The 25931-nt window shown below is 71.4% G+C and carries 29 protein-coding genes and 1 tRNA gene; 10 read left to right on the top strand and 20 right to left on the bottom strand.

The features are described 5' to 3' along the window. Positions 1-8 precede the first annotated feature (8 nt). Together IE178_RS21980 and IE178_RS21975 are read left to right on the top strand one after the other, a co-directional pair. Positions 9-983: a zinc-binding dehydrogenase gene (locus tag IE178_RS21980; protein ID WP_193513489.1), complete on the top strand. Its 975-nt coding sequence runs from the start codon at positions 9-11 to the stop codon at positions 981-983. Between the two features lie 94 nt (positions 984-1077). Beyond that, the gene (locus tag IE178_RS21975; RefSeq protein WP_438874403.1) at positions 1078-1926 is read left to right on the top strand and encodes an aminoglycoside phosphotransferase family protein; all 849 of its coding nucleotides are present in this window, start codon (positions 1078-1080) and stop codon (positions 1924-1926) included. 90 nt (positions 1927-2016) lie between these two features. On the opposite strand, the gene IE178_RS21970 is transcribed toward IE178_RS21975, so the two are convergent. Then, positions 2017-2093 (bottom strand) — tRNA-Thr (locus tag IE178_RS21970). A gap of 301 nt (positions 2094-2394) precedes the next feature. Between IE178_RS21970 and IE178_RS21965 the strand changes: the two genes are divergently transcribed. The 3 genes from IE178_RS21965 to IE178_RS21955 all read left to right on the top strand — a co-directional run bounded on the left by IE178_RS21965 (position 2395) and on the right by IE178_RS21955 (position 5133). Continuing rightward, on the top strand, positions 2395-3483 hold the full coding sequence (locus tag IE178_RS21965; RefSeq protein ID WP_184763925.1) for an ABC transporter ATP-binding protein: 1089 nt from the start codon (positions 2395-2397) through the stop codon (positions 3481-3483). 183 nt (positions 3484-3666) lie between these two features. Further along, on the top strand, positions 3667-4122 hold the full coding sequence (locus IE178_RS21960; protein WP_184763926.1) for a hypothetical protein: 456 nt from the start codon (positions 3667-3669) through the stop codon (positions 4120-4122). Between the two features lie 279 nt (positions 4123-4401). Further along, entirely contained in the window at positions 4402-5133 is a 732-nt protein-coding gene (locus IE178_RS21955; protein WP_184763927.1) for a nucleotidyltransferase family protein, read from the top strand. Between the two features lie 79 nt (positions 5134-5212). Here IE178_RS21955 and IE178_RS21950 read toward each other — a convergent pair whose 3' ends face one another. The 6 genes from IE178_RS21950 to IE178_RS21925 all read right to left on the bottom strand — a co-directional run bounded on the left by IE178_RS21950 (position 5213) and on the right by IE178_RS21925 (position 11743). Next, positions 5213-6883, bottom strand: a complete 1671-nt coding sequence (locus IE178_RS21950) for a DoxX family membrane protein (protein WP_184763928.1) — start codon at positions 6881-6883, stop codon at positions 5213-5215. 118 nt (positions 6884-7001) lie between these two features. Beyond that, positions 7002-7943: a 23S rRNA (guanosine(2251)-2'-O)-methyltransferase RlmB gene (rlmB, locus tag IE178_RS21945; RefSeq protein WP_193513487.1), complete on the bottom strand. Its 942-nt coding sequence runs from the start codon at positions 7941-7943 to the stop codon at positions 7002-7004. A gap of 143 nt (positions 7944-8086) precedes the next feature. Further along, entirely contained in the window at positions 8087-9487 is a 1401-nt protein-coding gene (gene cysS, locus IE178_RS21940) for a cysteine--tRNA ligase (protein WP_193513486.1), read from the bottom strand. A 147-nt stretch (positions 9488-9634) separates the two neighbouring features. Next, positions 9635-10132: a 2-C-methyl-D-erythritol 2,4-cyclodiphosphate synthase gene (gene ispF / locus IE178_RS21935; RefSeq protein WP_184763931.1), complete on the bottom strand. Its 498-nt coding sequence runs from the start codon at positions 10130-10132 to the stop codon at positions 9635-9637. Further along, on the bottom strand, positions 10122-10898 hold the full coding sequence (ispD, locus tag IE178_RS21930; RefSeq protein WP_193513485.1) for a 2-C-methyl-D-erythritol 4-phosphate cytidylyltransferase: 777 nt from the start codon (positions 10896-10898) through the stop codon (positions 10122-10124). Before ispD ends, ispF begins: the two co-directional genes overlap by 11 nt. A 362-nt stretch (positions 10899-11260) precedes the next feature. After that, positions 11261-11743: a CarD family transcriptional regulator gene (locus tag IE178_RS21925; protein WP_003953493.1), complete on the bottom strand. Its 483-nt coding sequence runs from the start codon at positions 11741-11743 to the stop codon at positions 11261-11263. Positions 11744-12445: 702 nt separating this feature from the next. Here IE178_RS21925 and IE178_RS21920 point away from each other — a divergent pair. Beyond that, positions 12446-13150, top strand: coding sequence for a copper chaperone PCu(A)C domain-containing protein (locus tag IE178_RS21920; RefSeq protein ID WP_193513484.1), 705 nt, complete (start codon positions 12446-12448; stop codon positions 13148-13150). Positions 13151-13259: 109 nt separating this feature from the next. Here the strand turns inward: IE178_RS21920 and phoP are convergent, their stop codons facing one another. Together phoP and phoR are read right to left on the bottom strand one after the other, a co-directional pair. Beyond that, positions 13260-13940: a two-component system response regulator PhoP gene (phoP, locus tag IE178_RS21915; protein ID WP_004929857.1), complete on the bottom strand. Its 681-nt coding sequence runs from the start codon at positions 13938-13940 to the stop codon at positions 13260-13262. Then, complete coding sequence (gene phoR / locus IE178_RS21910) at positions 13937-15280, bottom strand: two-component system sensor histidine kinase PhoR (RefSeq protein WP_193513483.1); 1344 nt, start codon at positions 15278-15280, stop codon at positions 13937-13939. Before phoR ends, phoP begins: the two co-directional genes overlap by 4 nt. A 198-nt stretch (positions 15281-15478) precedes the next feature. On the opposite strand from phoR, the gene phoU reads away from it, so the two are divergent. The 3 genes from phoU (at position 15479) to IE178_RS21895 (ending at position 16877) form a co-directional block, all read left to right on the top strand. Beyond that, the gene (phoU, locus tag IE178_RS21905; protein ID WP_184763935.1) at positions 15479-16180 is read left to right on the top strand and encodes a phosphate signaling complex protein PhoU; all 702 of its coding nucleotides are present in this window, start codon (positions 15479-15481) and stop codon (positions 16178-16180) included. A 150-nt stretch (positions 16181-16330) separates the two neighbouring features. Next, positions 16331-16486, top strand: a complete 156-nt coding sequence (locus IE178_RS21900) for a hypothetical protein (protein ID WP_184763936.1) — start codon at positions 16331-16333, stop codon at positions 16484-16486. Positions 16487-16628: 142 nt separating this feature from the next. Further along, on the top strand, positions 16629-16877 hold the full coding sequence (locus IE178_RS21895; protein WP_184763937.1) for an SCO4226 family nickel-binding protein: 249 nt from the start codon (positions 16629-16631) through the stop codon (positions 16875-16877). 55 nt (positions 16878-16932) lie between these two features. Here the strand turns inward: IE178_RS21895 and IE178_RS21890 are convergent, their stop codons facing one another. Next, the gene (locus tag IE178_RS21890) at positions 16933-18204 is read right to left on the bottom strand and encodes an MDR family MFS transporter (protein WP_193513482.1); all 1272 of its coding nucleotides are present in this window, start codon (positions 18202-18204) and stop codon (positions 16933-16935) included. A gap of 154 nt (positions 18205-18358) precedes the next feature. Here IE178_RS21890 and IE178_RS21885 point away from each other — a divergent pair, with 154 nt between their 5' ends. Continuing rightward, positions 18359-19120, top strand: coding sequence for a phosphoglyceromutase (locus IE178_RS21885; RefSeq protein WP_184763939.1), 762 nt, complete (start codon positions 18359-18361; stop codon positions 19118-19120). A gap of 100 nt (positions 19121-19220) precedes the next feature. Here IE178_RS21885 and IE178_RS21880 read toward each other — a convergent pair whose 3' ends face one another. The 10 genes from IE178_RS21880 to IE178_RS21835 form a co-directional block, all read right to left on the bottom strand. Next, positions 19221-19715 carry a DUF5959 family protein gene (locus tag IE178_RS21880; RefSeq protein ID WP_193513481.1) on the bottom strand — a complete coding sequence of 165 codons (495 nt, stop codon included), beginning with the start codon at positions 19713-19715 and terminating at the stop codon, positions 19221-19223. Positions 19716-19771: 56 nt separating this feature from the next. Continuing rightward, positions 19772-21013, bottom strand: a complete 1242-nt coding sequence (locus IE178_RS21875) for a tyrosine-type recombinase/integrase (RefSeq protein WP_193513480.1) — start codon at positions 21011-21013, stop codon at positions 19772-19774. Then, complete coding sequence (locus tag IE178_RS21870) at positions 21013-21252, bottom strand: helix-turn-helix transcriptional regulator (RefSeq protein WP_193513479.1); 240 nt, start codon at positions 21250-21252, stop codon at positions 21013-21015. The genes IE178_RS21875 and IE178_RS21870 overlap by 1 nt, the downstream gene beginning before the upstream one ends. Then, the gene (locus IE178_RS21865; RefSeq protein ID WP_193513478.1) at positions 21245-22540 is read right to left on the bottom strand and encodes a replication initiator; all 1296 of its coding nucleotides are present in this window, start codon (positions 22538-22540) and stop codon (positions 21245-21247) included. The genes IE178_RS21870 and IE178_RS21865 overlap by 8 nt, the downstream gene beginning before the upstream one ends. A 153-nt stretch (positions 22541-22693) precedes the next feature. Further along, positions 22694-22939, bottom strand: a complete 246-nt coding sequence (locus IE178_RS21860) for a SpdD protein (protein WP_193513531.1) — start codon at positions 22937-22939, stop codon at positions 22694-22696. Positions 22940-22964: 25 nt separating this feature from the next. After that, the gene (locus tag IE178_RS21855; protein ID WP_055690856.1) at positions 22965-23159 is read right to left on the bottom strand and encodes a hypothetical protein; all 195 of its coding nucleotides are present in this window, start codon (positions 23157-23159) and stop codon (positions 22965-22967) included. A 15-nt stretch (positions 23160-23174) separates the two neighbouring features. Beyond that, on the bottom strand, positions 23175-23366 hold the full coding sequence (locus IE178_RS21850; protein ID WP_018471714.1) for a mobile element transfer protein: 192 nt from the start codon (positions 23364-23366) through the stop codon (positions 23175-23177). Between the two features lie 12 nt (positions 23367-23378). Next, positions 23379-24044, bottom strand: a complete 666-nt coding sequence (locus IE178_RS21845) for a DUF2637 domain-containing protein (protein ID WP_193513477.1) — start codon at positions 24042-24044, stop codon at positions 23379-23381. Positions 24045-24132: 88 nt separating this feature from the next. After that, a complete protein-coding gene (locus tag IE178_RS21840) occupies positions 24133-25512 on the bottom strand; it encodes an FtsK/SpoIIIE domain-containing protein (protein ID WP_193513476.1) in 1380 nt (459 codons plus the stop codon). Next, complete coding sequence (locus tag IE178_RS21835) at positions 25512-25868, bottom strand: SCO3933 family regulatory protein (protein ID WP_193513475.1); 357 nt, start codon at positions 25866-25868, stop codon at positions 25512-25514. Before IE178_RS21835 ends, IE178_RS21840 begins: the two co-directional genes overlap by 1 nt. Positions 25869-25931: the final 63 nt, after the last annotated feature.

Below are 25931 nucleotides of genomic sequence, written 5' to 3'. Positions count from 1 at the left end.
GGATTCCCATGCACGCCATCCGTCTGCACACCTTCGGCCCGGCCGAGAACCTCACCTACGAGGAGGCCGAGGATCCGCGCCCGGGCCCGGGTCAGGTCCGCATCGCCGTCCGGGCAGCCGGTGTCCACCTCCTGGACACCGCCCTGCGCGAGGGCGTCCAGGGCCCGGCGCCGACCCCGGTCGACCTGCCGACGATCCCCGGCCGCGAAGTCGCCGGAGTGGTCGACGCACTCGGTGAGGGCACCCCCGCGAGCCTGCTCGGCCGGCGCGTCGTCGCCCACCTCGGATTCGTCCCCGGAGGCTACGCGGAACTGGCCGTCACCGACACCGACCGGCTGCACGAGATCCCGGAACGCCTCGACTTCGCCGAGGCCGTCGCCATGATCGGCACGGGCCGTACGGCGATGGGGATCGTCGGGTTCGCCGAACCGGGCCCCGGGGACCTGGTCGTCGTCCCGGCCGCGGCGGGCGGCATCGGCACCCTCCTCGTGCAGTACGCCGGGAACGCCGGCGCCACCGTCATCGGCCTGGCCGGCGGCCCCGCCAAGACGGAACGCGTGGCGGCGGGCGGCGCCGACGTCGCCGTCGACTACACCGACCCGCGCTGGCCCGAACGGCTCGACGCCCACCGGGGCAAGGTCACCCTCGTGTACGACGGGGTGGGCGGGGACATCGCCCGCGCGCTGATCGGTCTCCTCGCCCCCGGCGGCCGGCACATCGTGTTCGGCTGGTCGGCCCAGGGCATCGGCAGCGACAGCCCCTACCTCGTCGAGGGCGTCTCCACGAACGTCCTCGGCCCCGAGATGCTGAGGAAGGCCGGCGGCCCCAACCCCCTGCGCACCCTCGAACTGCGCGCCCTCACCGAGGCCGGCGAGGGCCGGCTCACCCCCGCCGTGCACCGCTTCCCGCTCTCCGAGGCCGCCGCCGCCCACCGGGCCCTGGAGAACCGGGGCACCACCGGAAAGGTCGTCCTGGAGCCGTAGGCGCACCCTTCGAATTCACCTGCCCGGGCCGCCGTACGCCGCTACCGTGCGAGGGGTGATCGACATCCCCGAGGAACTCGCCGCCTCCCAGGCCATGTTCAACAAGGAGGCGGGCCGGGCCTTCATCGCCGCCCTGCCGGACCTGACCGCGGACTTCCTGCACCGCTGGGACCTGCGCATCACCGGGACGCCCATGCACGGTGTGAGCGCCCTGGTCCTCCCCGTCGTCCGCGCGGACGGCACGCCGGCGGTGCTCAAGCTCCAGATCCGCGACCACGAGAGCGAGGGCGAACCGATCGCCCTGCGCCTGTGGAACGGCGACGGGGCGGTCCGCCTGCTGGACCACGACGAGCCCACCGGCACCATGCTCCTGGAACGCCTCGACGCCTCCCGGATGCTCGCGCACCAGCCCGACGTCCACGAGGGCGTCCTGGTGATCGCCCGCCTGCTCGCCCACCTCCACACCACTCCCGCACCCGGCGGCATGCGCCACCTCCGCGACATCGCCGCCGCCATGCTGGAACGGACGCCCCAGGCCCTGGAACGCATCCCGGACCCGGAGGCCCGCCGCCTCGTCGCCGACTGCGCCGCCGCGGTACGGGAGGTCGCCGACGAGCCCGGCGACCGCCTCCTGCACTGGGACCTGCACGACGAGAACGTCCTCGCCGCGGACCGCGCCCCCTGGCTCGCCATCGACCCCAAGCCCCTGGCCGGCGACCCCGGCTTCGACCTCTGGCCCGCCCTGGGCAACAACTTCGACCCCGACGACATCGGCTGGCGCTTCGACGCCATGACTGACGTTCTGGGCCTGGACCGCGCGCGTGCGCGCGCGTGGACGTACGGGCGGGTGCTGCAGAACTGCCTGTGGGAGATCGAGGACGGCCGCCCGCTGGACGGCAACGACCTGGAGATCGCCCGCCGTCTGCGCGGCCGTGCGGCATAGGAGCTGCGCGACAGAAGGGGTCGTACGGTGCGCAAGCGGCTCTACGGCACAGAAAATCCCGGGCCGGAGAAGACGCGGCCCGGGATGTGCTGGAGCCCCCTGTCGGATTCGAACCGACGACCTGCTGTTTACAAGACAGCTGCTCTGACCATCTGAGCTAAGGAGGCACCGCGCGGCGCGCGCGAAGGCTGCTCCACTGTACACAGTGCGGGTTTCGCCGAGCCACGCACTCGTGGGAGTGATCGCCCCCGGAGCAGTGGAGGCGCCGTCGGCAGCGGTCACCTCCGCGATCGAAAGTTTCCACGAAATTCACAGCCCGGGAAGTACTGACAGACGAGGTGAACGCCAGGTACCGTCCTGAGCCAGTTCACTCGTGTGGACCACACCACAACGGAACACCCGTCGTGGCATCACCTTCCTACTCGGATCGTCCGGCACGTTCCTGCCGGTAGAAGGGGACCATTCACCATGGCCACTGTCACGTTCGACAAGGCGACCCGGGTCTACCCCGGCTCCACCAAGCCCGCCGTCGACGCCCTGGAAATCGACATCGCGGACGGCGAGTTCCTCGTCCTCGTCGGCCCGTCCGGCTGCGGCAAGTCCACCTCGCTCCGCATGCTCGCGGGGCTCGAGGACGTCAACGGCGGTGCCATCCGCATCGGCGACCGCGACGTCACGCACCTGCCGCCCAAGGACCGGGACATCGCCATGGTGTTCCAGAACTACGCGCTCTACCCGCACATGTCGGTCGCCGACAACATGGGCTTCGCGCTCAAGATCGCCGGTGTCAACAAGGCGGAGATCCGGCAGAAGGTCGAGGAGGCCGCGAAGATCCTCGACCTGACCGAGTACCTGGACCGCAAGCCGAAGGCGCTCTCCGGTGGTCAGCGCCAGCGTGTCGCCATGGGCCGCGCCATCGTGCGTGAGCCGCAGGTGTTCCTCATGGACGAGCCGCTGTCCAACCTGGACGCCAAGCTCCGTGTGTCCACCCGTACGCAGATCGCGTCGCTCCAGCGCCGTCTGGGCATCACCACCGTCTACGTCACCCACGACCAGGTCGAGGCCCTGACCATGGGTGACCGTGTCGCGGTCCTCAAGGACGGTCTGCTCCAGCAGGTCGACACCCCGCGCAACATGTACGACAAGCCCGCGAACCTCTTCGTCGCCGGCTTCATCGGCTCCCCGGCCATGAACCTCATCGAGGTCCCGATCGCCGACGGCGGTGTGAAGTTCGGCAACTCGGTGGTGCCGGTGCAGCGTGACGCGCTGGCCTCCGCCACCGACAAGAGCGTCACCGTGGGTGTCCGCCCGGAGCACTTCGACGTGGCCGGTCCCGACTCCGACCAGGGTGTCACCGTGACCGTCAACGTCGTCGAGGAGCTGGGCTCCGACGCGTTCGTCTACGGCACCGCCCAGGTCGGCGGCGAGTCCAAGGACCTCGTGGTCCGTGTCGGCGGCCGTGACGTCCCGGAGAAGGGCAGCCAGCTGAACGTCGTGCCGCGCGCGGGCGAGACCCACGTGTTCTCGACGTCGACCGGTGCGCGCCTGTCCGACTGACGCAGAATGTCCCGAAGGGCCCCGCAGACCACTGCGGGGCCCTTCGCATGGTCGACAAACACCCCGGCACAACGGTCATTTCGAGCAGTGACGTCAACATGCCACCGCAGAATCAAGGTTGCCTGTCCCCCGTACCGGTGACGGAATGTTTTACCTCGGCTACCGGGCGCTACCCTCACTCGCGTGAAGCACTCCACTAACCCTCAGACGCGACGCGGCCGGGGCCCCGCCCGCCGGATCGGCCGCTCCCTCGCCCTCGTCCTGCCCGTCGTCCTGGTGCTCTCCGGCACCCTCGCGGTCGCGGGAGTCAACTGGTCGGGGACCTCCTCTAGCCCCATGCTCACCGCGGCGGACACCTCCGACTCCGGAGCCCCGTCACGGGCCGGCGCCCGCGCGCCGCACGAGGTGCTGCGCGACGCGCTGCTCGTCGAACTGCAGGAGGAGAACCCGGGCGTGGCCCTCACCCACCTGCAGCAGGCGGTGAACGACCGCCCGTCCCTGGCGAAGCACTGCGCCTCCATCGCCCGCTCCCTCGGCAAGGCCGCGGTCCGCGTCTACGGCCCCACCAAGGCCCAGTCCTACGCCCGCCCGGTCTGCGACACCTCCTTCGCCTCGGGCGTCGTCACCGCCGACCGCTGACCACCCGGCTCCCGGCACAGCCCCGGGGGGCCACCCGCCGCCTCCCGGCCCCACCCACGGGCCCCGCCCACCCGCCCCACCGCCCCCGTCCCACACGCTGCACCGCCCCGTCCCACACCCTGCACCGCCCTCCCGGCACCCTGCACCCCGCACCGCCCCCGGGTCACCCGTCGACGCCCATCACCACCCGCGGCCCACCCCGCACCCCCGCACCCCCTCCCTCGCGGAGGCAGCCGCCGCTCCGCGCTCGCGCCCCGGGGTGCCACGTACAGTTCGGGCATGACCGATCCGCGTGCCGTGTCCCGCCCCGTGCAAGCCGTCGTCCTGGCCGGCGGCCAGGGCTCCCGGCTTCGTCCGTACACCGACGACCGGCCGAAGCCGATGGTCGAGATCCCCGGCACGGGAACCCCGATCATCGGCCATCAGCTCTCCTGGCTCGCGGAGGAGGGCGTGACGGACGTGGTGATCTCCTGCGGGCACCTCGCCGAAGTACTGCAGAAGTGGCTGGAGACCGCCGATCTGCCCGTCTCCGTCACCACCGTCGTCGAGTCGGAGCCCCTCGGCCGCGGCGGCGGCCTGAAGTACGCCGCCGCCCGCCTCCCCCACCCGGACCGGCCCTGGTACGCCACCAACGGCGACATCTGGACCCGTTTCTCGCTGCGCGACATGGCGGACTTCCACACCGAGCGGGACGCCGTCGCGACCCTCGCCCTGGCCCGCCCGCGCATCCCGTGGGGCGCGGTGCGCACGGACGGTTTCGGCCACATCACCGACTTCATCGAGGCCCCGCCGTCGACCTTCGAGATCAACGCGGGTGTGTACGTCTTCTCCCCCGAGTTCGCCGGCCTGCTCCCGGAGCGCGGCGACCACGAGCGCACCACGTTCCCGCGTCTCGCGCGTGAGCGGCGCCTGGCCGGGTTCCCGATCCCCCAGGGCTCCTACTGGCGGGCGATCGACACCGCCAAGGACCTGACGGAGGCCGCGAAGGAGCTCGCCGCGCAGGGCCGCTGACGCGAGGTCACCCGGGTACGGAAATGGGGTCCCGCACGTCGTCCGTGCGGGACCCCACTGTCGTACCCGGGTGACCGCCCTACCCCAGGAGGCCGCCCACCAGGCCCGGCTTCCCGGAGGAGCTGCCGCTGTCCCCGCTCGGGGTGCCGCCGGAGGAACTGCCGCCCGAGCTCGGGCCGGAGCTGGTGCTCGGGGCCTCGCCGCCCGGGGAGGACTGCTGGGGCGGGACCTGACCGGCGCTGCCCTGGGTCTGGCTGGGAGCGTCCGTGACCGCGCCCGCCCCCTGGGTCGCCCCGGGGGTGGTGGTCCCGGCGGACGGACTCGCCGTGCCCGAGGAGGCGCCCCGGGTGGGCGAGGTGGAGGCGGACGGGGTGCGCTTCTCCGGCCGGCGCTCGCCGGACTCCTCCGGCAGCGGGGAGCCCGGAAGCTCGTTGCGCGGGGCCTCGCCGGGGCCCGGGACGACCACCCGGTCGGCGTCACGGACGGCGTCACCGAGCAGTGAGCCGACGAGCATGGTGAGCCCGCAGACCAGGGCGGTCACGAGGGCGCCACGGCGCAGGACGTAACGGCGCAGGTCCCAGATGTGGGCGCGGGGACCGAGCCGGCGCCAGGCACCGCCCGCGAGACGCCCGTCGACGGAGTAGACGGGGGCGCCCGCGATGATCAGTGGCGACCAGGCGGCGAGGTAGATGATGTCGGGCGTCTCGTAGGCGGGGACGCTCTTCCAGCTGACGGTGACCAGCAGCGCCGCGGAGAGCGTCGCGCCGATGACGGCGGCCACCCGCTGCCAGCAGCCGAGGACGGTCAGGACCCCGACGACGACCTGGGCGAAGGCGATGGCCAGCCCGGAGCCGATGGGGTGCTCGAGGGCGAACTGGCGCAGTGGCTCGGCGACGTCCCACGGGTGCAGGGTGTGCAGCCACTTGACCATGGAGCCGCGCCCGCCGCCCTCGAAGTAGAGCGGGTCGCAGAGCTTGCTCATCCCGGCGTAGACGGAGATGCCGCCGAGGAAGACGCGCAGCGGGAGCAGGACGACGCCGAGGTTCATCCGGCGGCCGGGGTAGTAGGCGTGCCGGGCGGGGTCGTCGCCGTGCCGCCTGCCGCGCCGGTCGGTGACCTCGAACTCGTCGTCGCGGACGGGCCCTTCGTCACCGGGGCCGGCGTGGGCGGGTGTGTGTCCGGACGCGTATCCGGGCCCGTAGCCCGGTTCGTCGTAGGCGCTGCCGACCGTGCGCATCGGGGGCAGCAGGGGCCCGTCGGCGTGGCGGCGCTGGGCGCCGACGAACGGGGTTTCGAGGGTCTGGGTGGCCGGGTCGTCGCCGTAGTCGTACCCGCCGCCCGCGCGCGGCATGGCCTGGGTGGCTCCCGTGTCGGTGAGCGGCTCGTCGGCGTGGCGGACGCCTTCGTGCTGCCGCACGGCCTGGAGCAGTCGGTGGGCGCCGGTGTCGTCGGGGGCGGAGCGCCCGCTCCAGACGACGGGACGGCGGCGGGTGGCGGCCGGTCCCGCCGTGCCCATGGTGGTGACGACGGGAATGCGGGCGGTGTCCTCGGCGGCACTCACGTGCCGTGCGATCCGCGGCGACGAGGCGCGCCGCGCCGAGACGCCCAGCTGCACGCGGAAGCTGGCGTGATTGACGATGACCTGCGCCGGATCGCTCGGCACCTTCACCATGCTCAGCGCGGGAGCGTCGTCGATTCCCGACGAGCGGTCCCCCGTGGGTGTGCGGGGTGTTCTGGTGTCCACACTCATCTAACCGAGTGACAGGGCGTTAGGACACTGCCTTGACCCGCCGGATGTGTCCGGACCGCGTCAAGCTTGTCCGGACCGCCCGGAACACACCCTGCGGGTGACCCCGCCGAACATCCGTTCAGCTCCGTCGGCGCGCCGCCTCGTACAGCACGATCCCCGCCGCCACACCGGCGTTGAGCGACTCGGCACCGCCCGGCATCGGGATCCGCACCCGGAAGTCGCACGTCTCGCCGACCAGCCGGGACAGCCCCTTGCCCTCGCTGCCGACGACGATGACGACCGGACCGTCCAGCGCGTCCAGCTCACCGATCTCGGACTCCCCGTCGGCGGCCAGACCGACGACCGCGATCCCGGCCTTCTTGTACGCCTCCAGCGCCCGCGTCAGGTTGGTGGCGCGGGCGACCGGCGTACGGGCGGCCGTACCGGCGGACGTCTTCCAGGCACCGGCGGTCATCCCGGCGGCGCGCCGCTCGGGGACGACGACACCGTGACCGCCGAAGGCGGAGACGGAGCGCACGACCGCGCCGAGGTTGCGCGGGTCGGTGACGCCGTCGAGGGCGACGATCAGCGGGTCCTTGCCCTCGTCGTGGGCGCCCGCGACCAGGTCCTCGGGGTGCGCGTACTCGTACGGCGGGACCTGGAGCACCAGGCCCTGGTGGTTCAGCCCGTTGGTCATGCGGTCGAGTTCGGGACGCGGCGCCTCCATCAGGTTGATGCCGCCGCGCTCGGCCGCGAGCTGGAGCGCCTCGCGCACCCGCTCGTCGTTGTCGATGAACTGCTGCACGTACAGCGTGGAGGCGGGCACGCCTCCACGCAGCGCCTCGACGACCGGGTTGCGGCCGACGACGAGTTCGGAGGCGGATCGGCCGCCGCCGCGCCGCTGCGGGGTGCGGCCCGTGGCGCGGCGCACCTTCGCCTGGGCGGCGCGCTGCTTGGCGTGCCCCTTGCGCATCTCGGCGGGCGGCGTCGGCCCCCTGCCTTCGAGGCCCCGGCGTCGCTGGCCGCCACTGCCGACCTGCGCGCCCTTCTTGCCGGACATGCGGCGGTTGTTCGCGGCCATGAGGTATCCGTCTCCGTGAAGTCGTGTGTGTGTGGGTGCGTGCGTGTGCGGGTGCGTCTGTGCGTACGTCTGTGCAGTCTGCCTCTGCAGTGTGCCGCCCGGAGGCCCGGGCGGCACAGTCGATCTTCGTCGGCCGGGGCTCCTCAGCGCGGGCCGAGGCTCCAGCGGGGCCCCTGCGGACCGTCCTCGATGACCAGACCGGACTGGTTGAGCCGGTCACGGATGGCGTCCGCGGTGGTCCAGTCCTTGCGGCCCCGGGCCGCCTCGCGCTGGTCGAGGACGAGGCGTACGAGGCTGTCGACCACGCCGTGCAGGTCGTCGCCGCGGTCGCCCTCGCCGGCCCACTGCGGGTCCAGCGGGTCGAGGCCGAGCACGCCGAGCATGGCGCGGACCTCGGCGAGGCGGGCGACGGCCGCGTCCTTGTCGTCGGCGGCCAGCGCGCTGTTGCCCTGCCGGACGGTGGTGTGCACGACGGCGAGCGCCTGCGGGACGCCCAGGTCGTCGTCCATCGCCTCGGCGAACGCGGGCGGCACCTCGGCGGACGGCTCGACCTGCCGCCCGGCGAGTTCCGCGGCGCGCTGCACGAAGCCCTCGATCCGCGCGAACGCGGAGTCGGCCTCGCGCAGGGCCTCCTCGCTGTACTCGATCATCGAGCGGTAGTGCGGGGTGCCGAGGTAGTAGCGCAGCACGACGGGCCGCCAGCGCTTGACCATCTCGCTGACGAGCACCGAGTTGCCGAGCGACTTCGACATCTTCTCGCCACTCATGGTGACCCAGGCGTTGTGCACCCAGTACCGGGAGAACTCGTCGCCGTAGGCCTTGGCCTGGGCGATCTCGTTCTCGTGGTGCGGGAAGATCAGGTCGAGGCCGCCGCCGTGGATGTCGAAGGCGCTGCCGAGGTACTTGTGCGCCATCGCCGAGCACTCCAGGTGCCAGCCCGGACGGCCGCGGCCCCACGGCGTCTCCCAGCTCGGCTCGCCGGGCTTGGCCGCCTTCCACATGGCGAAGTCGCGCGGGTCCCGCTTGCCGGTCTCGCCCTCCCCGGACGGCTGGAGCAGGTTGCCGAGTTCCTGGTTGGACAGCCTCAGGTACTCGGGGAACGAGGTGACCGCGAAGTAGACGTTGCCGTCGGCCTCGTAGGCGTGCCCGCGCTCGATGAGGCCGCGCATCATCTCGACCATCTCGGTGATGTGGCCGGTGGCGCGCGGCTCGTAGGTCGGGGGCAGGCAGCCGAGGGCCTGGTAGCCGTCGGTGAAGGCGCGCTCGTTCTCGTAGCCGATGGACCACCAGGCGCGGCCCTGCTCGGCGGACTTGGTGATGATCTTGTCGTCGATGTCGGTGACGTTGCGGATGAACGTCACCTCCAGGCCGCGGTACTCGAACCAGCGGCGCATGATGTCGAAGTTCAGCCCCGAGCGGATGTGCCCGATGTGGGGCGCCGCCTGCACGGTGGCACCACACAGGTAGATCGAGACGCAACCCGGCCGGAGCGGGGTGAAGTCACGGATCTGCCGGGCGCTGGTGTCGTACAGGCGAATAGTCACGGGTCCAGGGTAGTAGGCGCGGGGGCGTGCGCGGTGCGTCCGGCGCTTTCGACGACGTATGTCACGTGCGGGCCGGCCGGCCCGGTCGCGCCCGCCCGGCGGAGCCGCATGCCGGCACGGCCCCGCGCCCCTTTCCGGTCGGACCGCTCACGCTTCCCGTACGACCAGGGCTGTCGCCACCGCCATGAGGCCCTCTCCCCTTCCGGGGAAGCCGAGGCCGTCCGTCGTGGCGCCCGAGACCGAGACCGGGGCGCCCGCTGCCTCGGAGAGGATCTTCTGGGCTTCCTCCCGGCGCTTGCCGATCTTGGGGCGGGGGCCGACCACCTGGACCGCGATGTTGCCGATCCGGAAGCCCGCCTCCCGCACGATCCGCGCGGCCTCGGTCAGCAGCGCCACGCCGGAGGCGCCGGACCACTCGGGCCGCCCGGTGCCGAAGTGCTGTCCCAGGTCGCCGAGGCCGGCGGCGGAGAACAGGGCGTTGCAGGCGGCGTGGGCGACGACGTCCGCGTCGGAGTGTCCGGCCAGGCCGGGTCCCTCGCCCTCCCACTTCAGGCCGGCGCACCACAGCTCCCGGCCGTCCTCGAAGGCGTGGATGTCGGTGCCGATGCCGACCTGCGGGAGCACCGGGAGCGGCTCAGAAGCCATCGTTGAGCCTCCTGCGGGCCAGTACCGCCTCGGCGAGGATCAGGTCGAGGGGGCGGGTGACCTTGAAGGCCTCCTCGTGCCCGGGGACGGTGACGACGGCCCGGCCGAGCTGTTCGACCATGCTCGCGTCGTCGGTGACGTTGTCCTTCACCGTCCGGTGCGCGCGCTCCAGCGTGGCCCGGTCGAAACCCTGCGGGGTCTGCACCGCCCGCAGCAGCGACCGGTCCGGTGTGGCGACCACGGATTCCGGCTCGCCGGGGCCGGCGGCGGGCTCGACCTGCTTGACGGTGTCGGCGAGCGGCAGCGCGGGGACGACGGCGGGCGCGCCGTCGCGTACGGCCCCGATGACGGCGTCGACGGTGTCCACCGGGACGAGCGGGCGGGCCGCGTCGTGCACCAGGACGATGTCGTAGCCGGGCGGCAGCGCGTCCAGGCCGAGCCTCACGGACTCCTGGCGGGTCCCGCCGCCGGGGACCACGAGGAAGTCGGTGCGGTCGGGCAGCGCGTGCGCGTCGAGCAGGCTCTTGACCTCGGCGGCGCCGTCGGGCGGGGCCACGACCACGACCAGGGAGACGGCGCGGGAGTCGGCCATCGCGCGGACCGCGTGGATCAGCATGGGGGTGCCGCCCAGCGTGCGGAGCGCCTTGGGGACGCCCGGTCCCAGGCGTACGCCCCGGCCGGCGGCCGGGATCACGGCCGCCGTGCGGGCGGCCGTACGGCCGGACGCGGGGTGCGGCGACGACGGGGGAAGCTGATCGTCAGACATCGGTTCCTGTCAGGTTTGTGTGCTCGGCCTACGTGGGTATGGCCTGGGCGTACCCGCTGCTCCCCGAGCGGGGGAGTGCCGGGCGTGACGCTCTGACCAGCCCTTCCGTGACTCTGGTCGAGTCGACCGCCCGGGACCGGCACGCCAGGGGTGGGGACGTGAGTGATGACACATTCCCCGGCACGCCGCAAGTGCAGCGTACGGACGTACGGCGTCCGGGTACGAACATGCCGCAGCGCCCGGCGACATCCATGATGTCATCGGGCACCGCGGCATTTCGATGCGCTGAGTGTTGCCTCGACGTGCTCGGTACTGCCTCGATCCGCCTCATCCGCTGAGCGCCGAGCGAACGAAGCGGTGCCTCAGGAGGCGAGCACCTCGTCGAGCAGGGCCTCGGCCTTGTCCTCGTTGGTGTTCTCCGCGAGGGCGAGCTCGCTGACCAGGATCTGACGCGCCTTGGCGAGCATGCGCTTCTCACCGGCGGAGAGTCCGCGCTCGCGCTCACGACGCCACAGGTCACGCACGACTTCCGCGACCTTGATGACATCGCCCGAAGCGAGCTTCTCCAGGTTTGCCTTGTAACGACGGGACCAGTTCGTGGGCTCCTCGGCATACGGCGCGCGCAGCACCTCGAAGACCCGGTCCAGCCCGTCCTGACCGACCACATCACGCACGCCGACGAACTCCGCATTGTCCGCTGGCACACGTACCGTCAGGTCACCCTGGGCGACCTTCAGCACCAAGTAGGTCTTGTCCACGCCTTTGATCTGGCGAGTTTCGATAGCCTCGATCAGCGCGGCCCCGTGATGGGGATAGACCACGGTGTCGCCAACCTTGAACGTCATGTGACAGGTACCCCTTCCGTGGCTATCCAGGGTAACACGGATACGGCGTCTTCTGAATGGCGTTTTCGCAGGTCAGGGCCATTCTCGGGGCTTGACAACAGCAACATGAACGTGCTTCGGACGCCGAGCGGAAGCAGGTATTCGCAGGTCGGAGCGGCTCTCCGGGGCAAGCGAAACGCACACGTTACAGGCGTCCGAAGCAGTACACGAGTGACCAAATGTCCCCGTATGTCCGGTTGCAAGTGCTCGAGTTCCGCTACTCCGTTCGGTGAGCGGAGCCGGGTTCCGGCCGAATCCGGAATTGATCACACGGTGTGAGGATCGGCGCCGGTGATCAATTCCGCAGCCTCCCGCTCATTCCTTCACGGGAAATGCGCGAACAGGTGAATGACACGGAAGTGCGGCGCCCAAGCGACGTCGGTTTACTAACGAGTCACTTGTGGCTCATGAGACTGCCGAGACCGGGGAGACCGGGGAGACTTCAGGGATCGCGGATACGGACCGCCGGTGATCGAGTGACGCCGCCGGTGATCGAGTGACACCGGGCCGGCCCGGGGACGCCTTCCGGGGCGAACGCCGGAGGTCTCGGGGAGGGTCGGGTGCGGACGCGCGGGAGCGGCTCGGTAACCTGAGGGCGCTGACAGACACTTAAGGCGGCTTTACCGGGTCGCCAAACGCTCGAGTCAAGGAGTTGCCTCCGCCGTGAGCAGCAGCCTTCGACGCGGCGCCCTCGCCGCCGCCGCCATCGCGTTCTCGATCGCCTCGCTCTCCGCGTGCGCGGCCGGCAACAACGCCCAGACCCTGGAGATCAAGCCGGACAACGCAGCGACGACCGTCGGTGACATCAAGGTCCAGAACGCCATGGTCATCACCCAGCCGGACCTGGAGTCCACCGGCCCGGCCGTGATCGCCGCCACGCTGTTCAACGAGGGCCGCACCGCCCAGACGCTGGAATCGGTCACCGTCCCCGGCACCGGCAAGACCGCCGAGCTGACCCCCGCCGAGGGCGGCAGCCTGACCATCCCGGCCGGCGGTTCGCTGATCCTCGGCGGCAAGGGCAACACCTCCGCGGTCCTGCCCAGCAGCCGTGAGGCCGTCCAGGACGGCAACGCGCAGAAGATCACCTTCACCTTCAGCCAGGCCGGTGACGTGAGCCTGCGTGCGTTCGTCTACCCGGCCGAGCACTTCTTCAGCGACTGGGGTCCGAGCGAGGTCCCGGCCGCGCCGGGCGCCTCGGCGGAGCCCTCCGGGGAACCGGCCGACGGGACCACGGGCGAGGCCGCGGACGGGGCGACGGGCACCCCGGGCGACGCCGAGTCCGCCGGGACGGGCGAGTCGACGGAGACCGGCGCCCCGTCGGGCACCCCGTCCGACGCGGCCTCCGCGAGCCGGCAGGCCGGCCACTGAGCGGTCGTACGACAGACGTGACGAAGGGCGGGACCCCGCACAGGGGTCCCGCCCTTCACCGTCCTACGGCCGGCAGGCCTACCGCCCGAAAGGCTCAGGCCCGGCCGGCTTACGGCTCGAACTTGTAGCCGAGACCGCGCACCGTCACCAGGTAGCGCGGCGCGCCCGGGTCCGGCTCGATCTTGGCGCGCAGCCGCTTGACGTGGACGTCGAGGGTCTTGGTGTCGCCCACGTAGTCGGCGCCCCAGACCCGGTCGATGAGCTGCATCCGGGTCAGCACCCGTCCGGCGTTGCGCAGCAGCATCTCCAGCAGGTCGAACTCCTTGAGCGGCAGGTCGACCTTGGTGCCGCCCACGGTGACCACGTGCCGGTCGACGTCCATCCGGACCGGACCGGCCTCCAGGGCCGCGGGTGTCACCTCCTCGGGCTCGCCGCGCCGGCGCAGTACGGCGCGGATACGGGCGACCAGCTCGCGGGAGGAGAACGGCTTGGTGACGTAGTCGTCGGCCCCTATTTCCAGGCCGACCACCTTGTCGATCTCGCTGTCCTTGGCGGTCACCATGATGACGGGGACGTTGGAACGGCCGCGCAGCTGACGGCACACCTCGGTGCCCGGCAGGCCGGGCAGCATCAGGTCGAGGAGGACGAGGTCGGCGCCGTTGCGCTCGAACTCGTCGAGTCCGTCGGGCCCGGTGGTCGCGACCGCGACCTCGAAGCCCTCCTTGCGGAGCATGTACGACAGGGCGTCGGAGAAGGACTCCTCGTCCTCGACGACGAGCACTCGGGTCACGGAAGGACCTCCGGGGAGGGAAGCGTTTCGTACGCGGATGGATCGGAAGAGTGGGGGGATGAGTGGGCCGACCGTCCGGCCTCGCCGTCGAGGCCTTCGGTTTCGTCCCGGTGGGACATCTGATGGGCGCGGTCGCGGGCCGCACCGGCCTCCGGCAGCCGCAGGGTGAAAGTGGAGCCCTGGCCTTCGGCGCTCCACACCGTGACCTCGCCGCCGTGCGAGGCGGCCACGTGCTTCACGATCGCGAGGCCCAGCCCCGTGCCGCCGGTGGCACGGGAGCGGGCCGGGTCGACACGGTAGAAGCGCTCGAAGATGCGCTCCTTGTCCTTGTCGGAGATACCGATGCCCTGGTCGGTCACCGCGATCTCGATCAGGTCCCCGCCGGGCTGCGCGACCGTGCGGGCCGCGATGCCCACGCGGGTACGGGCGGGTGAGTAGTTGACGGCGTTCTCGACGAGGTTGCCGAGCGCGGCGGCGAGCTGGCCGCGGTTGCCCCATACACGCAGGTCGGCGGCGCCGCCCGCCCGTCGCCCGCCATCGCCCTGATCGAGCCCTTCGGGCGCCAGGACGTTCGAGGCCATGGTGATCTCCTTGGTGCCCGCCGCGTGCCGGCAGCGGTCGATGGCCTCGGCGACCAGTTCGTCGACGCGGATGGGCTCGGCGTCCTCCAGCGGGTCGTCGTTCTGGACCCGGGAGAGGTCGATGAGCTCCTGCACCAGGTTGGTGAGCCGGGTCGCCTCGATCTGCATCCGGCCGGCGAAACGCTCCACGGCCTCGGGATCGTCGGCCGCGTCCATCACGGCCTCGGAGAGCAGCGAGAGCGCGCCGACGGGGGTCTTGAGCTCATGGCTCACATTGGCGACGAAGTCGCGTCGTACCGCCTCGATGCGGCGGGCCTCGGTGAGGTCCTCCACGAGCAGCAGAACGAGCCGGGAGCCGAGCGGCGCCACCCGCGCGGACACCGCGAGGGCCTCGCCGCGTCCGGTCCCCCGGCGGGGCAGGTCCAGCTCGACCTGGCGTATCTCGCCGTCGCGCCGGGTGTCGCGGGCCATCTGCAGCATGGGCTCCACGGCGAGCTTGCCGCCGCGGACCAGTCCGAGGGCGTACGCGGCGGAGCTGGCCTTGACCACGCCGTCGGCCTCGTCGAGGACGACGGCGGACGAACGCAGCACGGACAGGACGGTGTCCACGCCCGGCGGAAGCACCGGGTCCGTGTGCAGGGAGGTACGGGTGGGGCGCCTCTGTTCGCGCTCGCTGAAGCGGAACGCCAGCATGGCGATGACGCCGGTGAGTACTCCGGCGATCGCTGCCACTGCGGCGACTGCCGCGTTCACGTCCATGCGTCCAGGTTAGGCATGGCCCGGCCGGTGCCCACAGCCGTGGGCGGGCGAGCTCGAACACTCGTCGCCCAGAGTTCACCTTGGAGCCAGGGATGGTTCATTTGAGGTGATGGAATCGGTCGCGTACGGGACGGAACGTGGGAGCGTGGGGAGGAGCCCCGGCCCCTGAAGCCGAACAGAAGCACGAGAGGAACCCTGATGCGGGACGCGTACCACGAGGAACTTGATTCGATCGGCGACGGTCTGGTGGAGATGGCCCGGCTGGTCGGGTCGGCGATCGGGCGCGCCACGACCGCCATCCTCGACGCCGATCTGAAGCTGGCGGAGAGCGTGATCGAGGCCGACCAGAAGGTCGACGAACTCCAGCACGACCTGGAGGCCCGGGCCATCGCCCTGCTGGCACGCCAGCAGCCGGTGGCGACCGACCTGCGGATAGTCGTCACCTCCCTGCGGATGTCGGCCGACCTGGAACGCTCCGGGGACCTCGCCCAGCACGTGGCGAAGCTCGCGCGGCTGCGCTACCCGTCGCGTGCGGTCCCGCAGGACCTCCACGCCACCATCCTGGAGATGGGCCAGCTCGCCCAGCGTCTGATGGCGAAGGCGGCCGAGGTGATCATCACCAAGGACGTCGACCTGGCGCTCCAGCTGGAGCAGGACGACGACGCGATGGACCTGCTGCACCGCACCCTCTTCCAGCACCTGATCGACGAGCGCTGGAAGCACGGCATCGAGACGGCCGTCGACGTCACGCTGCTGGGCCGCTACTACGAGCGCTTCGCCGACCACGCGGTCTCCGTCGCCAAGCGGGTGGTGTACCTGGTCACCGGCGAGCACGCGGACGAGATCCAGGCGGACCTCCAGCCGGAGATCCAGGCGGTGCCGGGGGCCGAGGGCGCCTGACCGCCCGATGACCGGGGGTTCCCTCGCGCGGGCCCGAACGAACCCGCGCGAAGGGGCCCGGCCGGGGCGCCACGAGCCTCAATGCGCCGTTGACGCGCCCAGCGGGGCGGGCATCCCATGGACGCAGGCACCAGCCTCCAGGAGGGTCCCATGGCCGAATCGCCCCGCACGACACCCGACCCCGCGCAGGAACGCGAGACCGAGCAGCCCGCCGACATCAGGAACCTCATGCTGATCGCCGCCTGCGGCTGCGGCTCGGGCTGCGGCTGCGGGTGCCAGTCGGGCAACCCCTGCCAGTGCGGCTGACGCCGTACGCTCACGGCCCGCTGCGAACCGAAGTCCCCGGCACCCAGGACGGGCGCCGGGGACTTCGGCATGCCGGTGGGTGCGCGCGGGCGCAGCATGGGAGGTACGGGGAAGGTACGCAACCCGAAAGGAGGCGCGAGCCATGGCTCAGTTCATGGACGTCCACCACGGAATGCGGGGCATCACGGAGGACCAGCTGCGGGAGGCCCATGAGGCCGACCTCGCGATACAGCAGGAAGAGGGAGTCCACTTCCGGCAGGCGTGGGCGGACCCGGAGTCCGGCACGGTCTACTGCCTCTCCGAGGCACCCTCCTCGGACGCGGTCCAGCGCATTCACGAACGCACCGGCCACAAGGCCGACGAGATCCACGCGGTGCCGCTGAGGGTCTGAGCGGGACGAGCGGCATGGGCGTGCCGAGCGGATCCCCGCCGGGGGCCGGCGCTTCTCAGGACGCGCTGACCTCCGGCGTACCGCGCACCACTTGGGCCCCTTCCGCGACCGCTTGCTTCTCCTCCTCCGGCAGCCGCCGCATCAGCAGCCCGTACCCGAGGCCGGCCACCGTGCCGACGACGGCGCACATCCCCCACAGCCACTCGGCGCCGAACCGGTCGATGACGAACCCCGACATCAGCGGGGCGATCAGGGCGGCCACGGCCCAGGACATGGTGTACATGCCCTGGTAGCGCCCGCGCCCGTGCACCGGGGAGAGCCGGACGACGAGTCCGGTCTGGGTCGGCGCGTTGACGATCTCGGCGAGCGTCCACACGCACACGGTGAGGGCGAAGACGCCGACCGACCCGGCGAAGGCGGTGAGCCCGAAGCCGTATCCGGCGAGCAGCGAGGAGATCACCAGCAGCCGCCCGGGATCCCGGTGTTCGATGAACCGGGTGACCGGAATCTGCAGGGCCACGATGAGCACACCGTTGACGGCGACGGCCATGCCGTAGTCGGCCGGCGTGAACCCGGCCTGTCCCATGGCGACGGGCAGTCCGATGAATCCCTGCTGGAAGATCAGCGCGACGAGGAAGGACAGCCCGACGACGCCCATGAACCGCCCGTCGCGCAGCACCGTCCCCAGCCGCACGGACTCCTCCCGCGCCGCCGCCTCGGCACTCCGCACGGGCTTCGACTCGGGCAGCTTCACGAAGACGACGACGGCGCACACCATGGTCATCAGCGCCTCGATGAGGAACCCGGCGAGGTAGCTGTACTCGGCGATGAACCCGGCGGCCATGGAGGAGACGGCGAAGCCGAGGTTGATGGCCCAGTAGTTGAGGGAGAAGGCGCGGATACGGTCCTCGGGCCGCACGATGTCGGCCATCATCGCCTGCACGGCCGGCCGGGAGGCGTTGGAGGCCATGCCCACCAGGAAGGCGACGGCGGCGATGGCGAGGGGATCGCGCACGAACCCGAGCGCCGCCACGGACACGGCCGTGGACACCTGCGCGACGAGCAGCGTGGGCCGCCGCCCCAGCCGGTCGGTCATCACCCCTGCGGCCAGGGACGAGATCACCCCGCCGAGCCCGTGCAGGGCGGCGACGAGACCGGCGTAGGTGGCGGAGTAGCCGCGGTCAAGGGTGAGGTAGAGCGCCATGAAGGTGGCGACGAAGGCACCGAGCCGGTTGACGAGGGTGCTGGTCCACAGCCACCAGAAGGCCGGGGGCAGTCCGGAGACGGTCTCCCGGACGGCGCGTCTCGCACGGACGACGGACGACATGGGAAGAGACCCCCCGGATGTAAGCGGCTGAAACGGCAGGCACACCTTACGAAGGGATGCCTCCGGGCGACCACTCGATTAACGGATCCCGTCAACCGTCCGACCTTCGGGCGGGGCGCGCGACGCGCACGAGCCTTCGATTACGCTCGGGCGCATGGCCGACGCACCGTACAAGCTGATCCTCCTCCGCCACGGCGAGAGCGAGTGGAACGAGAAGAACCTGTTCACCGGCTGGGTGGACGTCAACCTCACCGCGAAGGGCGAGAAGGAGGCGACGCGCGGCGGCGAGCTGCTCAAGGACGCCGGCCTGCTGCCCGACGTGCTCCACACCTCCCTCCAGAAGCGCGCGATCCGCACCGCGCAGCTGGCACTGGAGGCCGCCGACCGCCTGTGGATCCCGGTGAACCGCAGCTGGCGCCTGAACGAGCGGCACTACGGCGCCCTGCAGGGCAAGGACAAGGCGCAGACCCTCGCGGAGTTCGGCGAGGAGCAGTTCATGCTGTGGCGCCGCTCCTACGACACCCCGCCGCCCCCGCTCGACAACGACGCCGAGTACTCCCAGTTCTCCGACCCGCGCTACGCGACCCTCCCGCCGGAGGTCCGCCCGCGGACGGAGTGCCTGAAGGACGTCGTCGTCCGGATGCTCCCGTACTGGTTCGACTCCATCGTCCCGGACCTCCTGGCCGGCCGCACGGTCCTGATCGCCGCCCACGGCAACAGCCTGCGCGCCCTGGTCAAGCACCTCGACGGCATCTCGGACGCCGACATCGCGGGCCTGAACATCCCGACGGGCATCCCCCTGTCCTACGAACTCGACGCCGACTTCAAGCCGGTCACCCCCGGCGGCACGTACCTCGACCCGGATGCGGCGGCAGCCGCGATCGAGGCGGTCAAGAACCAGGGCAAGAAGAAGTAGGGCCGCACGAAGAAGCCCCCTACCTGCGTTTTCTTCGCTGGTAGGGGGCTTTGTGTTGTCCGTGGGCCGTCTCTGGGCCGTCCCTTGCTCGGCGGTTCCATCAGGAGCGGGTGTCACGCCGCCACTCATAGGCGCCGGGCGACGTCTCGACGACCTCTCTCGGGTAGACCCCGCGTACCCGGGTTAGTAGATCCCGCTGCTCGTCGACCCATGCCGACGAGAGCACGAACAGCGGGACGGTGACAGTGACCCCTGACGCCGGCCCGTCATACACGGACACCCAGAGTCCGCCGCTCTCGTCGGGCTTGAACTTCATGGAAGGAGTCCGCCCGGATTCGAGCCACATGGCGGACCGACCGGACCGCAAGGCTGCCAAGGCGTCCTCCCAGTCCTCCAGATCCTCAGGGAGGAGGGTCACAGGGAAAGTGGCGTTGACAGATTCCGCCACGATGACGATCTCGCAGTCGAGGAAGTCGTGGCCGGTCAGGATTCCGGGTTGAAAGCGACCCAAGACGCGTACGGAGACACTGTGGCCGCTGGTGCCAGGTGTGTCGGCTAGGTGAATCAGATTGATGACGCCATCCGTCGACTCCATGGATTCCCTCCCCGAAGTAACCAAGTCCGAGCATCCTGCCGGACCGCCCGCGGCTCTCACAGTTCGGGGTGCAGAAGCTTCGAATAGACGTCGGACACGGCTCTGCTGGTCCGCTCCCGGCTGGAGGGCATGAGGTGCGCGTACACGCGGAGCGTCAGGCCCGGGTCCGAGTGGCCCAGGTACTCGGCGAGGGCCTTGATGTTCTCCCCGGCGTCGAGGAGCACCGAGGCGTAGAAGTGGCGGAGGGCATGCATGCCGTTCTCGCGGGACTCGGCGTACGGCCGGCCCCGCTCAGGCACGGGGATGACACCGGCCGCAGCCAGCGCCGGTTTCCACGCCTCCTCGTTGAGCGATGTACGCCAGACGTGCCCGCCGCGCGGCCCGGTGAAGATGAGTCGCTTGGTCACCGGAGGGCCGTCGGCGACCTTCCACGGCAAGGTGATCTCGACCGGCGGGAACCGCTTCATGTGCGCCCGGAGTGCATCGGCGACGGGGCCGGGGAGCGGCACATCTCGCAGCTTGCCGCCCTTCGGCGGCGCGAACACGGCCTTGCTGCGGCTCAGCTTCAGTTGCTGGACCACGTGGAGCGTGTCCGACTCGAAGTCGATCGCGTCGACGGCTACTCCCAGAATCTCGCCCTGGCGGAGCCCACAGCCGCCGCCCAGATCAACCATGGCTTGGTAGCGCTCGGGCATGGCGGCCCGGACGGCGAAGACCCGCTCGGGTGTCCAGGGCACGACGCGCTTGTTATCGACGGTCGGCGGCCGGACCGACCGGGCGGCACAAGGGTTCCGGGGAAGGTGCCCGTCGTCCACGGCCGCGCTGAGCGCCGCCCGCACGTTGGAGTAGATCGTCCGGGCGTACGACCCGCGGACACCGTTCTCCTGCAACTGCCGCACCCAGTCCCGGATGTGCGCCGGCTGGAAGGAGCCGAGCGGACGCGAGCCGAGGTAGGGGAAGGCGTGCAGCCGTAGTTGCGACTCCATCGAGGCTTGGGTGTTCGGGTCGGCGCCCTGCGTGGCGACCCAGCGTTCGGCGTACTGCTGGAAGGTGATCCGGGCCGCACGCGGATCGATGTATTGCCCGCGCGCCATGTCCGCCTCGATGTGCGCCAGCCACTGATCAGCGAGCCGCTTCTGACGGTCGGGAAAGCTTTTGGACTTCTCCGTGCCGTCCGGACCGACGTAGCGAGCGCGGTAGCGGAGGCCAGCCCCGTAACGCTCGGTCTTGACCTTGCGCACCTTCCCGTCCGGGCCGGTCTCGGTCCGGTACCAGCGGTCCTGAATGTGCCCGGCCATCAGGCGGCAACCCCGTCCCGCAGGGACTCCACCCAGGCTTGGACGTCCGCAGGGTCGTAGCGCAGGTGCCGACCGACCCGGAAGCCGCGGGGACCGGTGCGCTTGCGACGCCACTGGTAGACCGTCTCGACGCTGGGCAGGTCGAACATCGCCACCAGGTCGTCAGGAGTCAGGTACCGCGACGGCAGACCACGTGACTCGGAGGCCGCTTCCGCGACAGCGAGGCGACGGCTACCCATGGGTGGGCTCTCCTTCCGTTCCGGGAGCGGGTTCGAGGGTTTCGGCGAGCCAGGCTTCGGCATCGGTGAGGCCGGTTCCGGCGTAGATCCAGTGCGCGAGGACGAGGGTCGTGTCCGGGCCGGTCCCGTCCGCTTCCAGGGCCTGGGCGCGGCGCCATTCGGCGCGGGCGTCGCGGAGGGCGCCGAGGGTGGTGGAGTAGCGGCGGGACTTGGTGGAGAAGTGGCCGCGGAAGCCGAGCATGTGGGCCCAGGCCCGCAGGCGGAGGTGTTCGAGGTCCTTACGCGCGCCGAGGGTCCAGGCGGTGCGGATGAGCCGGCGGGCGTGGTCGTTGATGTCGAGCTGGGCGAGTTCGGCGAGGAACCTCAGCGGCCGATCCAGAGCTCCCGTGGCGGTCTCGGCACCCTTGGTGGCGTACTTGGCGATGTAGGCGGCGACGGCCCGCTCGGTCAGTTCCTGGCCGCCGTCGAAGTCGGCCGAGCGGATGGTGCGGACGTCGAGCTGACGGCCGAAGGTGAAGGTGTGGGGCCGGCCCTCGATGACCGGGCCGTCCACGCGGGCGGCGGTGGCGGCGGCCCGGATGGCGTCGGTGAGCAGTTCGGCGGTGGCCCAGGCAGGAGGCGGGGTGTCGCCGCCCTCGGGGCCGTCGATGCGGATGACGGCGTGGAAGTGGACGGCGCCGCGCTTCTGGTACTCGGCAACCTTGGCGAAGGACACCCGAGCGTGCTCGCGGAAGGCCCGCTGGGTGAGGCCGGCGCGCTTGGCAACCTCACGGCGCAGGTAGATGGAGAAGCGCCGCCACAGCGGACCGGCGTGCGCGTTCCAGAGGACGGCCGCTTCGTAGTCGTAGGTGTCCGGGTCGAGCGGGGTACCGAGGGCGGGGTCGTCCGGGTCGTGGAGGGCGCCGCAGCGGCAGCGGCGGACCGACCCAGCCGGGCCGGTGGGGCGGTTGTGGACCGGGCCGAAGCCGGGTGCGGTGAAGGTGGCGAAGACGCGCGGGTGGGCGGCGACGCGTTCGGGGACGCCCTTGCCGCCGCGCAGGCCGGAGGTGATCAGGTGGAAGGTGTCGCGGCGGTACACCTCGGCGCAGGCCGCGCACCGGGTGATGCGGCGGTTGTTGCAGCGGACCAGGAGGTGACCGGCCGGGAGGCTGGAGGAGTCGAGGTGGTGGAGGACGTTGCCGATCTCGCCGGTGCGGGTGTCGACGGTGTACTCGGTGCGGTGGCCGTCGAGGCGGATCGGGTGCGTGCAGCCGCCGAGGCCGGCGAGCTGGCGCAGGAGTGCGGGCATGGTGCCGAGGGCCGCCAGTTCGCCAAGTTCGTGGAGCGGAGGCGGAGTGGCGCGGGTGATGATGGCTTTCTCCTTCTGGTTCGGCTGGAGGGAGACGGCCCCCGGGGCGGCGGATGCTTGGCGGTATCGAGGCCGCCCCGGGGGTCCGGTGCGTCAGCGGCGGTGCTGGTCGCGCAGCAGCGAGCGCAGGACCACGGCGGCGACGGCCACGGAGACGGCCGTGACGGCGACGACGGCCAGGAGCGCGGTCAGCACGACGCCGCCGACGAGGACGACCGCGACCGCTCCGGTGCTGACGGAGATCTGAGGGGCCGGCCGCCGGGCCGGGGCCTGGTCGGCCATGGTGTGGGTGTGCGCGGGCGGCGGCGTCGGGCTGTCGGGGTACTTGGGCAGGAACACGGCGAAGCTCTCCTTACCTACTCGTCTAGTCATGTGAGCCGTTGACGATGTCCACGCCGGAGCGCGTGCCAGACTCGATGGCGGGGGCCATGAAGGTGTCCGAGAGCCAGAAGCCGAAGAGGGCGATCAGGACGACGATCCACGTGCGGACACCGAGGAACTTGACCGCTCCCCAGGCGAAGAAGCCGAGGAGGACGACGAGCGGCAGACTGACGGTCACGGTGTGCGGGTCCTTTCAGCGGACGGGGCAGCGGTGGGTACGGGCGGCCAGCTCGGCGGCGGCGCGGCTGTCGTAGTCGGCGGAGAAGCCGCAGCGCGGAGCCGTGCAGGCGGCGGTGTGCTTCTCCCGGCCGCGGCCGTCGTAGGACGTGCCGACCTGGACGGGGCCGATGCGGGTGACGGAGCGGAAGCGGCGGTTGGTGCTCACGCGGGTCTCCTTTTAGAGCTGGGCGGCGATGGCGTCGGCCATGGGCGGCGGGACGCCGAGGCGGGCGCGCAGGGTCGGGGTGTCGATGGCCGTTCCGGTACGGGCGTGGTGCTCGGCGGCGACTTTGCGGGCGTGCTCGACCAGGGCGGCCGGGACGGCAACCGGAGCCGGAACCGGTGTCGGTGTCGGTGTCGGCGCCGACTCGACTGTCGGAGGCGCCGGGGGTTCTGGTGCGGGATCGGGCGCGTCCTCCTGGTCCTCGATGTCCTCGGGCGTCTCCTGGTCCACGGCGTCACTGGTGTCGTTGTGCGTGGTCGGTGACGAGTGGACGAGGAGGGTTCCGCCGAGGAAGGCCACCGCGGGCCAGCCCGCGACGAGGATGCGGAGCCAGGCCGGCACGTGGTCCAGGTCGAGCAGTCCGGCGGTGGCGACGTTCGCGCCCAGGGACGCGGCGAGGGCGATCAGGAACCAGCACCACCCGGCCGCTTTCGCGTCGCCGGAGCGCAGTCGGCGCCAGGCTGCGACGAGCAGCAGGTCGACCGAGACGGGATAGGCCCACGCCTTCCACCCGTCCTGTCCGGCCGCCGAGGCGACGTCGTGCAGGTGGGCGAAGGACAGCGCGGCGGCGATGACCGCTTGGACGAGCACCGCGTCGACACGGGCCAGGTGGGCGCGCATGCTGCGGCTCCTTCCGGGTTCGGGCATGGGAGGGGTAGGGACATGGCGTGAGGCGGCCACGCCGGCCGGGGATGCGTGCGGACGCGTGTCAGTCGGTCACCGGGCGGGGCCGCACGACCGGGCCCGCTGTCTCGGCGGGCGGCCGTACGGGGACGTCGGGCCGGAAGGGCTTGAGCGCGGGCAGGCCAGGGACCAGGTGGGCCGACTCGCGGCAGGTCTCGGCGGCGTCGCCGAGGGAGAGGTACGGCGTGCGGATGCGGGACCAGCCGCCGGAGGTGTCACCGGCCACGGCGAGGCCGGGTCGCTCGGGGGCGATGGCGCAGGCGGCGGAGACCGCCTCGGGGGCGATGTCGCCGAGTGCCATCTTGGCGGAGGCTTCGTCGTTGACGCGGTGGCAGACGCGGCCGGTCAACTGGGCCCGCAGCATGGTCGCGCCCTTGCCCAGTTCGGCGCCGAAGCGCTGTCCGCAGACCTCCAGGTAGATGCCGGCGGCCCGCCCGAGCTGGGCGAGCCGGATGAGCTGGGTGACCATCTCGTCCCGGCGTTCCTCGTCCTTCTTCGTGGCGACGAGGAAGAGTTCGGCCACCTCGTCGACGAACAGCACGACGGGCACCGGGCGTTCGTGCTCGGGCAGGCCCCAGATGTCGGAGGTGATCTCCTCGTCCGGCGTGTTCGGCGCGATGCCCTGCCGGGCCTTGATGAGGTCGTACCGGTCCTCCATCTCCCTGATCAGCACGGGCAGCAGTTCGGCGGCCTGCTCCGGGTCGGTGGCGAGCGCCGACAGGCGCGGGGCGAACGGCGCCAGTTCCACGCCCCGCTTGCAGTCGATTCCGACCAGGGCGACGGGTTGGCGGGCGAGGCCGGCGACGAGGTGACGCAGGTACATGGACTTGCCGGACAGCGTGGCGCCGAGGGTGAGTTGGTGCGGCACGGTGCGGTAGTCGCGTACGAACGGAGTGGCGTCCTCGCGCAGCGCGACCGGCACCCGGAGCAAGTCCGGGCGGAGCTTGCGTGGCATGCGCACCCGCCGCAGCACGTCGAAGCCGACGAGCCGCAGTTCGACCACGCCCGGCTTGACCGTGGTCACGTAGACGGCGTGGACGCCCCAGGCGTGCCGCAGTCGTTCGGCGGAGGCGGCCACGTCGGCGGGTTCCTGCCCCGGGGCGAGCCGCAGGCGCACCCGCAGCCCCGTCGTGGTCGGCCGGATGATCCCCCGGCGCGGCGGTACGGGCCGGACCTCACGGCGAGTGGTGGCCTTGACCGCCAGGACCCGCAGCCGGGAGGGAGTCACGGTCAGCCCGCACGCCTCCATGACGGAGCCGTAGGAGCTGAGCAGCCGGACCGTGGACACCGGTAAGCCGACCATGGACCAGTAGACGCCGGGGTGTCGCGCCCGGGCGTAGGCGGCCCCACCGCCGAGTGCGGCGACGGGACCACCCACCTCCAGAAGCGTTGCCAGATCGGTCATCAGGCCGTGGCCCCCATGGCGGCCGGGAAGGCGGCCGGAGTGACAGCGGCGGCCCGGAAGGCGATGCCGTGGCGCTGCTGGCCGTTGAACACGCTCTCCCACGGCCGGGCGACCAGGCCCGGTAGGGAGACCGGGGCACCGAGGGCGAGCCCTTCCGACACCCCGCTCTCCGGAACGGTCACCTTGATCAGGGATGACTCCCCCTCCTCGATGTACACGACGCCGATCGTCATCAGCGCCTCACCGCTGATGGCGTCCTTCGCGATCTCGCCCGACTGCCGGTCGCGGACCTTGGGCTCGGGCGCCTCGGTCAGCAGGATCGTCGCGGCCGAGGTCTCCACACGGATGGTGCGCAAGGTTTCTCCCCATCTACTCGTCTAGACAAGATGCATCCTTCGAACCCGGTGACGCCGGGAACG

Source organism: Streptomyces griseoloalbus (assembly GCA_014650015.1).
In the GTDB taxonomy this organism is placed as follows: Bacteria; Actinomycetota; Actinomycetes; order Streptomycetales; family Streptomycetaceae; genus Streptomyces; species Streptomyces griseoloalbus.
This window is presented reverse-complemented; position numbering and strand designations above follow the sequence as displayed.

Excerpts from the sequence above, each read along its gene's own strand:
- IE178_RS21980 (WP_193513489.1), top strand. The coding sequence starts at position 9 with ATGCACGCCATCCGTCTGCACACCTTCGGCCCGGCCGAGAACCTCACC.
- IE178_RS21975 (WP_438874403.1), top strand. The coding sequence starts at position 1,078 with ATGTTCAACAAGGAGGCGGGCCGGGCCTTCATCGCCGCCCTGCCGGAC.
- IE178_RS21965 (WP_184763925.1), top strand. The coding sequence starts at position 2,395 with ATGGCCACTGTCACGTTCGACAAGGCGACCCGGGTCTACCCCGGCTCC.
- IE178_RS21955 (WP_184763927.1), top strand. The coding sequence starts at position 4,402 with ATGACCGATCCGCGTGCCGTGTCCCGCCCCGTGCAAGCCGTCGTCCTG.
- IE178_RS21950 (WP_184763928.1), bottom strand. The coding sequence starts at position 6,883 with ATGAGTGTGGACACCAGAACACCCCGCACACCCACGGGGGACCGCTCG.
- rlmB (WP_193513487.1), bottom strand. The coding sequence starts at position 7,943 with ATGGCCGCGAACAACCGCCGCATGTCCGGCAAGAAGGGCGCGCAGGTC.
- ispF (WP_184763931.1), bottom strand. The coding sequence starts at position 10,132 with ATGGCTTCTGAGCCGCTCCCGGTGCTCCCGCAGGTCGGCATCGGCACC.
- ispD (WP_193513485.1), bottom strand. The coding sequence starts at position 10,898 with ATGTCTGACGATCAGCTTCCCCCGTCGTCGCCGCACCCCGCGTCCGGC.
- IE178_RS21925 (WP_003953493.1), bottom strand. The coding sequence starts at position 11,743 with ATGACGTTCAAGGTTGGCGACACCGTGGTCTATCCCCATCACGGGGCC.
- phoR (WP_193513483.1), bottom strand. The coding sequence starts at position 15,280 with ATGGACGTGAACGCGGCAGTCGCCGCAGTGGCAGCGATCGCCGGAGTA.
- phoU (WP_184763935.1), top strand. The coding sequence starts at position 15,479 with ATGCGGGACGCGTACCACGAGGAACTTGATTCGATCGGCGACGGTCTG.
- IE178_RS21900 (WP_184763936.1), top strand. The coding sequence starts at position 16,331 with ATGGCCGAATCGCCCCGCACGACACCCGACCCCGCGCAGGAACGCGAG.
- IE178_RS21895 (WP_184763937.1), top strand. The coding sequence starts at position 16,629 with ATGGCTCAGTTCATGGACGTCCACCACGGAATGCGGGGCATCACGGAG.
- IE178_RS21890 (WP_193513482.1), bottom strand. The coding sequence starts at position 18,204 with ATGTCGTCCGTCGTCCGTGCGAGACGCGCCGTCCGGGAGACCGTCTCC.
- IE178_RS21885 (WP_184763939.1), top strand. The coding sequence starts at position 18,359 with ATGGCCGACGCACCGTACAAGCTGATCCTCCTCCGCCACGGCGAGAGC.
- IE178_RS21880 (WP_193513481.1), bottom strand. The coding sequence starts at position 19,715 with ATGGAGTCGACGGATGGCGTCATCAATCTGATTCACCTAGCCGACACA.
- IE178_RS21875 (WP_193513480.1), bottom strand. The coding sequence starts at position 21,013 with ATGGCCGGGCACATTCAGGACCGCTGGTACCGGACCGAGACCGGCCCG.
- IE178_RS21870 (WP_193513479.1), bottom strand. The coding sequence starts at position 21,252 with ATGGGTAGCCGTCGCCTCGCTGTCGCGGAAGCGGCCTCCGAGTCACGT.
- IE178_RS21865 (WP_193513478.1), bottom strand. The coding sequence starts at position 22,540 with ATGCCCGCACTCCTGCGCCAGCTCGCCGGCCTCGGCGGCTGCACGCAC.
- IE178_RS21845 (WP_193513477.1), bottom strand. The coding sequence starts at position 24,044 with ATGCGCGCCCACCTGGCCCGTGTCGACGCGGTGCTCGTCCAAGCGGTC.
- IE178_RS21840 (WP_193513476.1), bottom strand. The coding sequence starts at position 25,512 with ATGACCGATCTGGCAACGCTTCTGGAGGTGGGTGGTCCCGTCGCCGCA.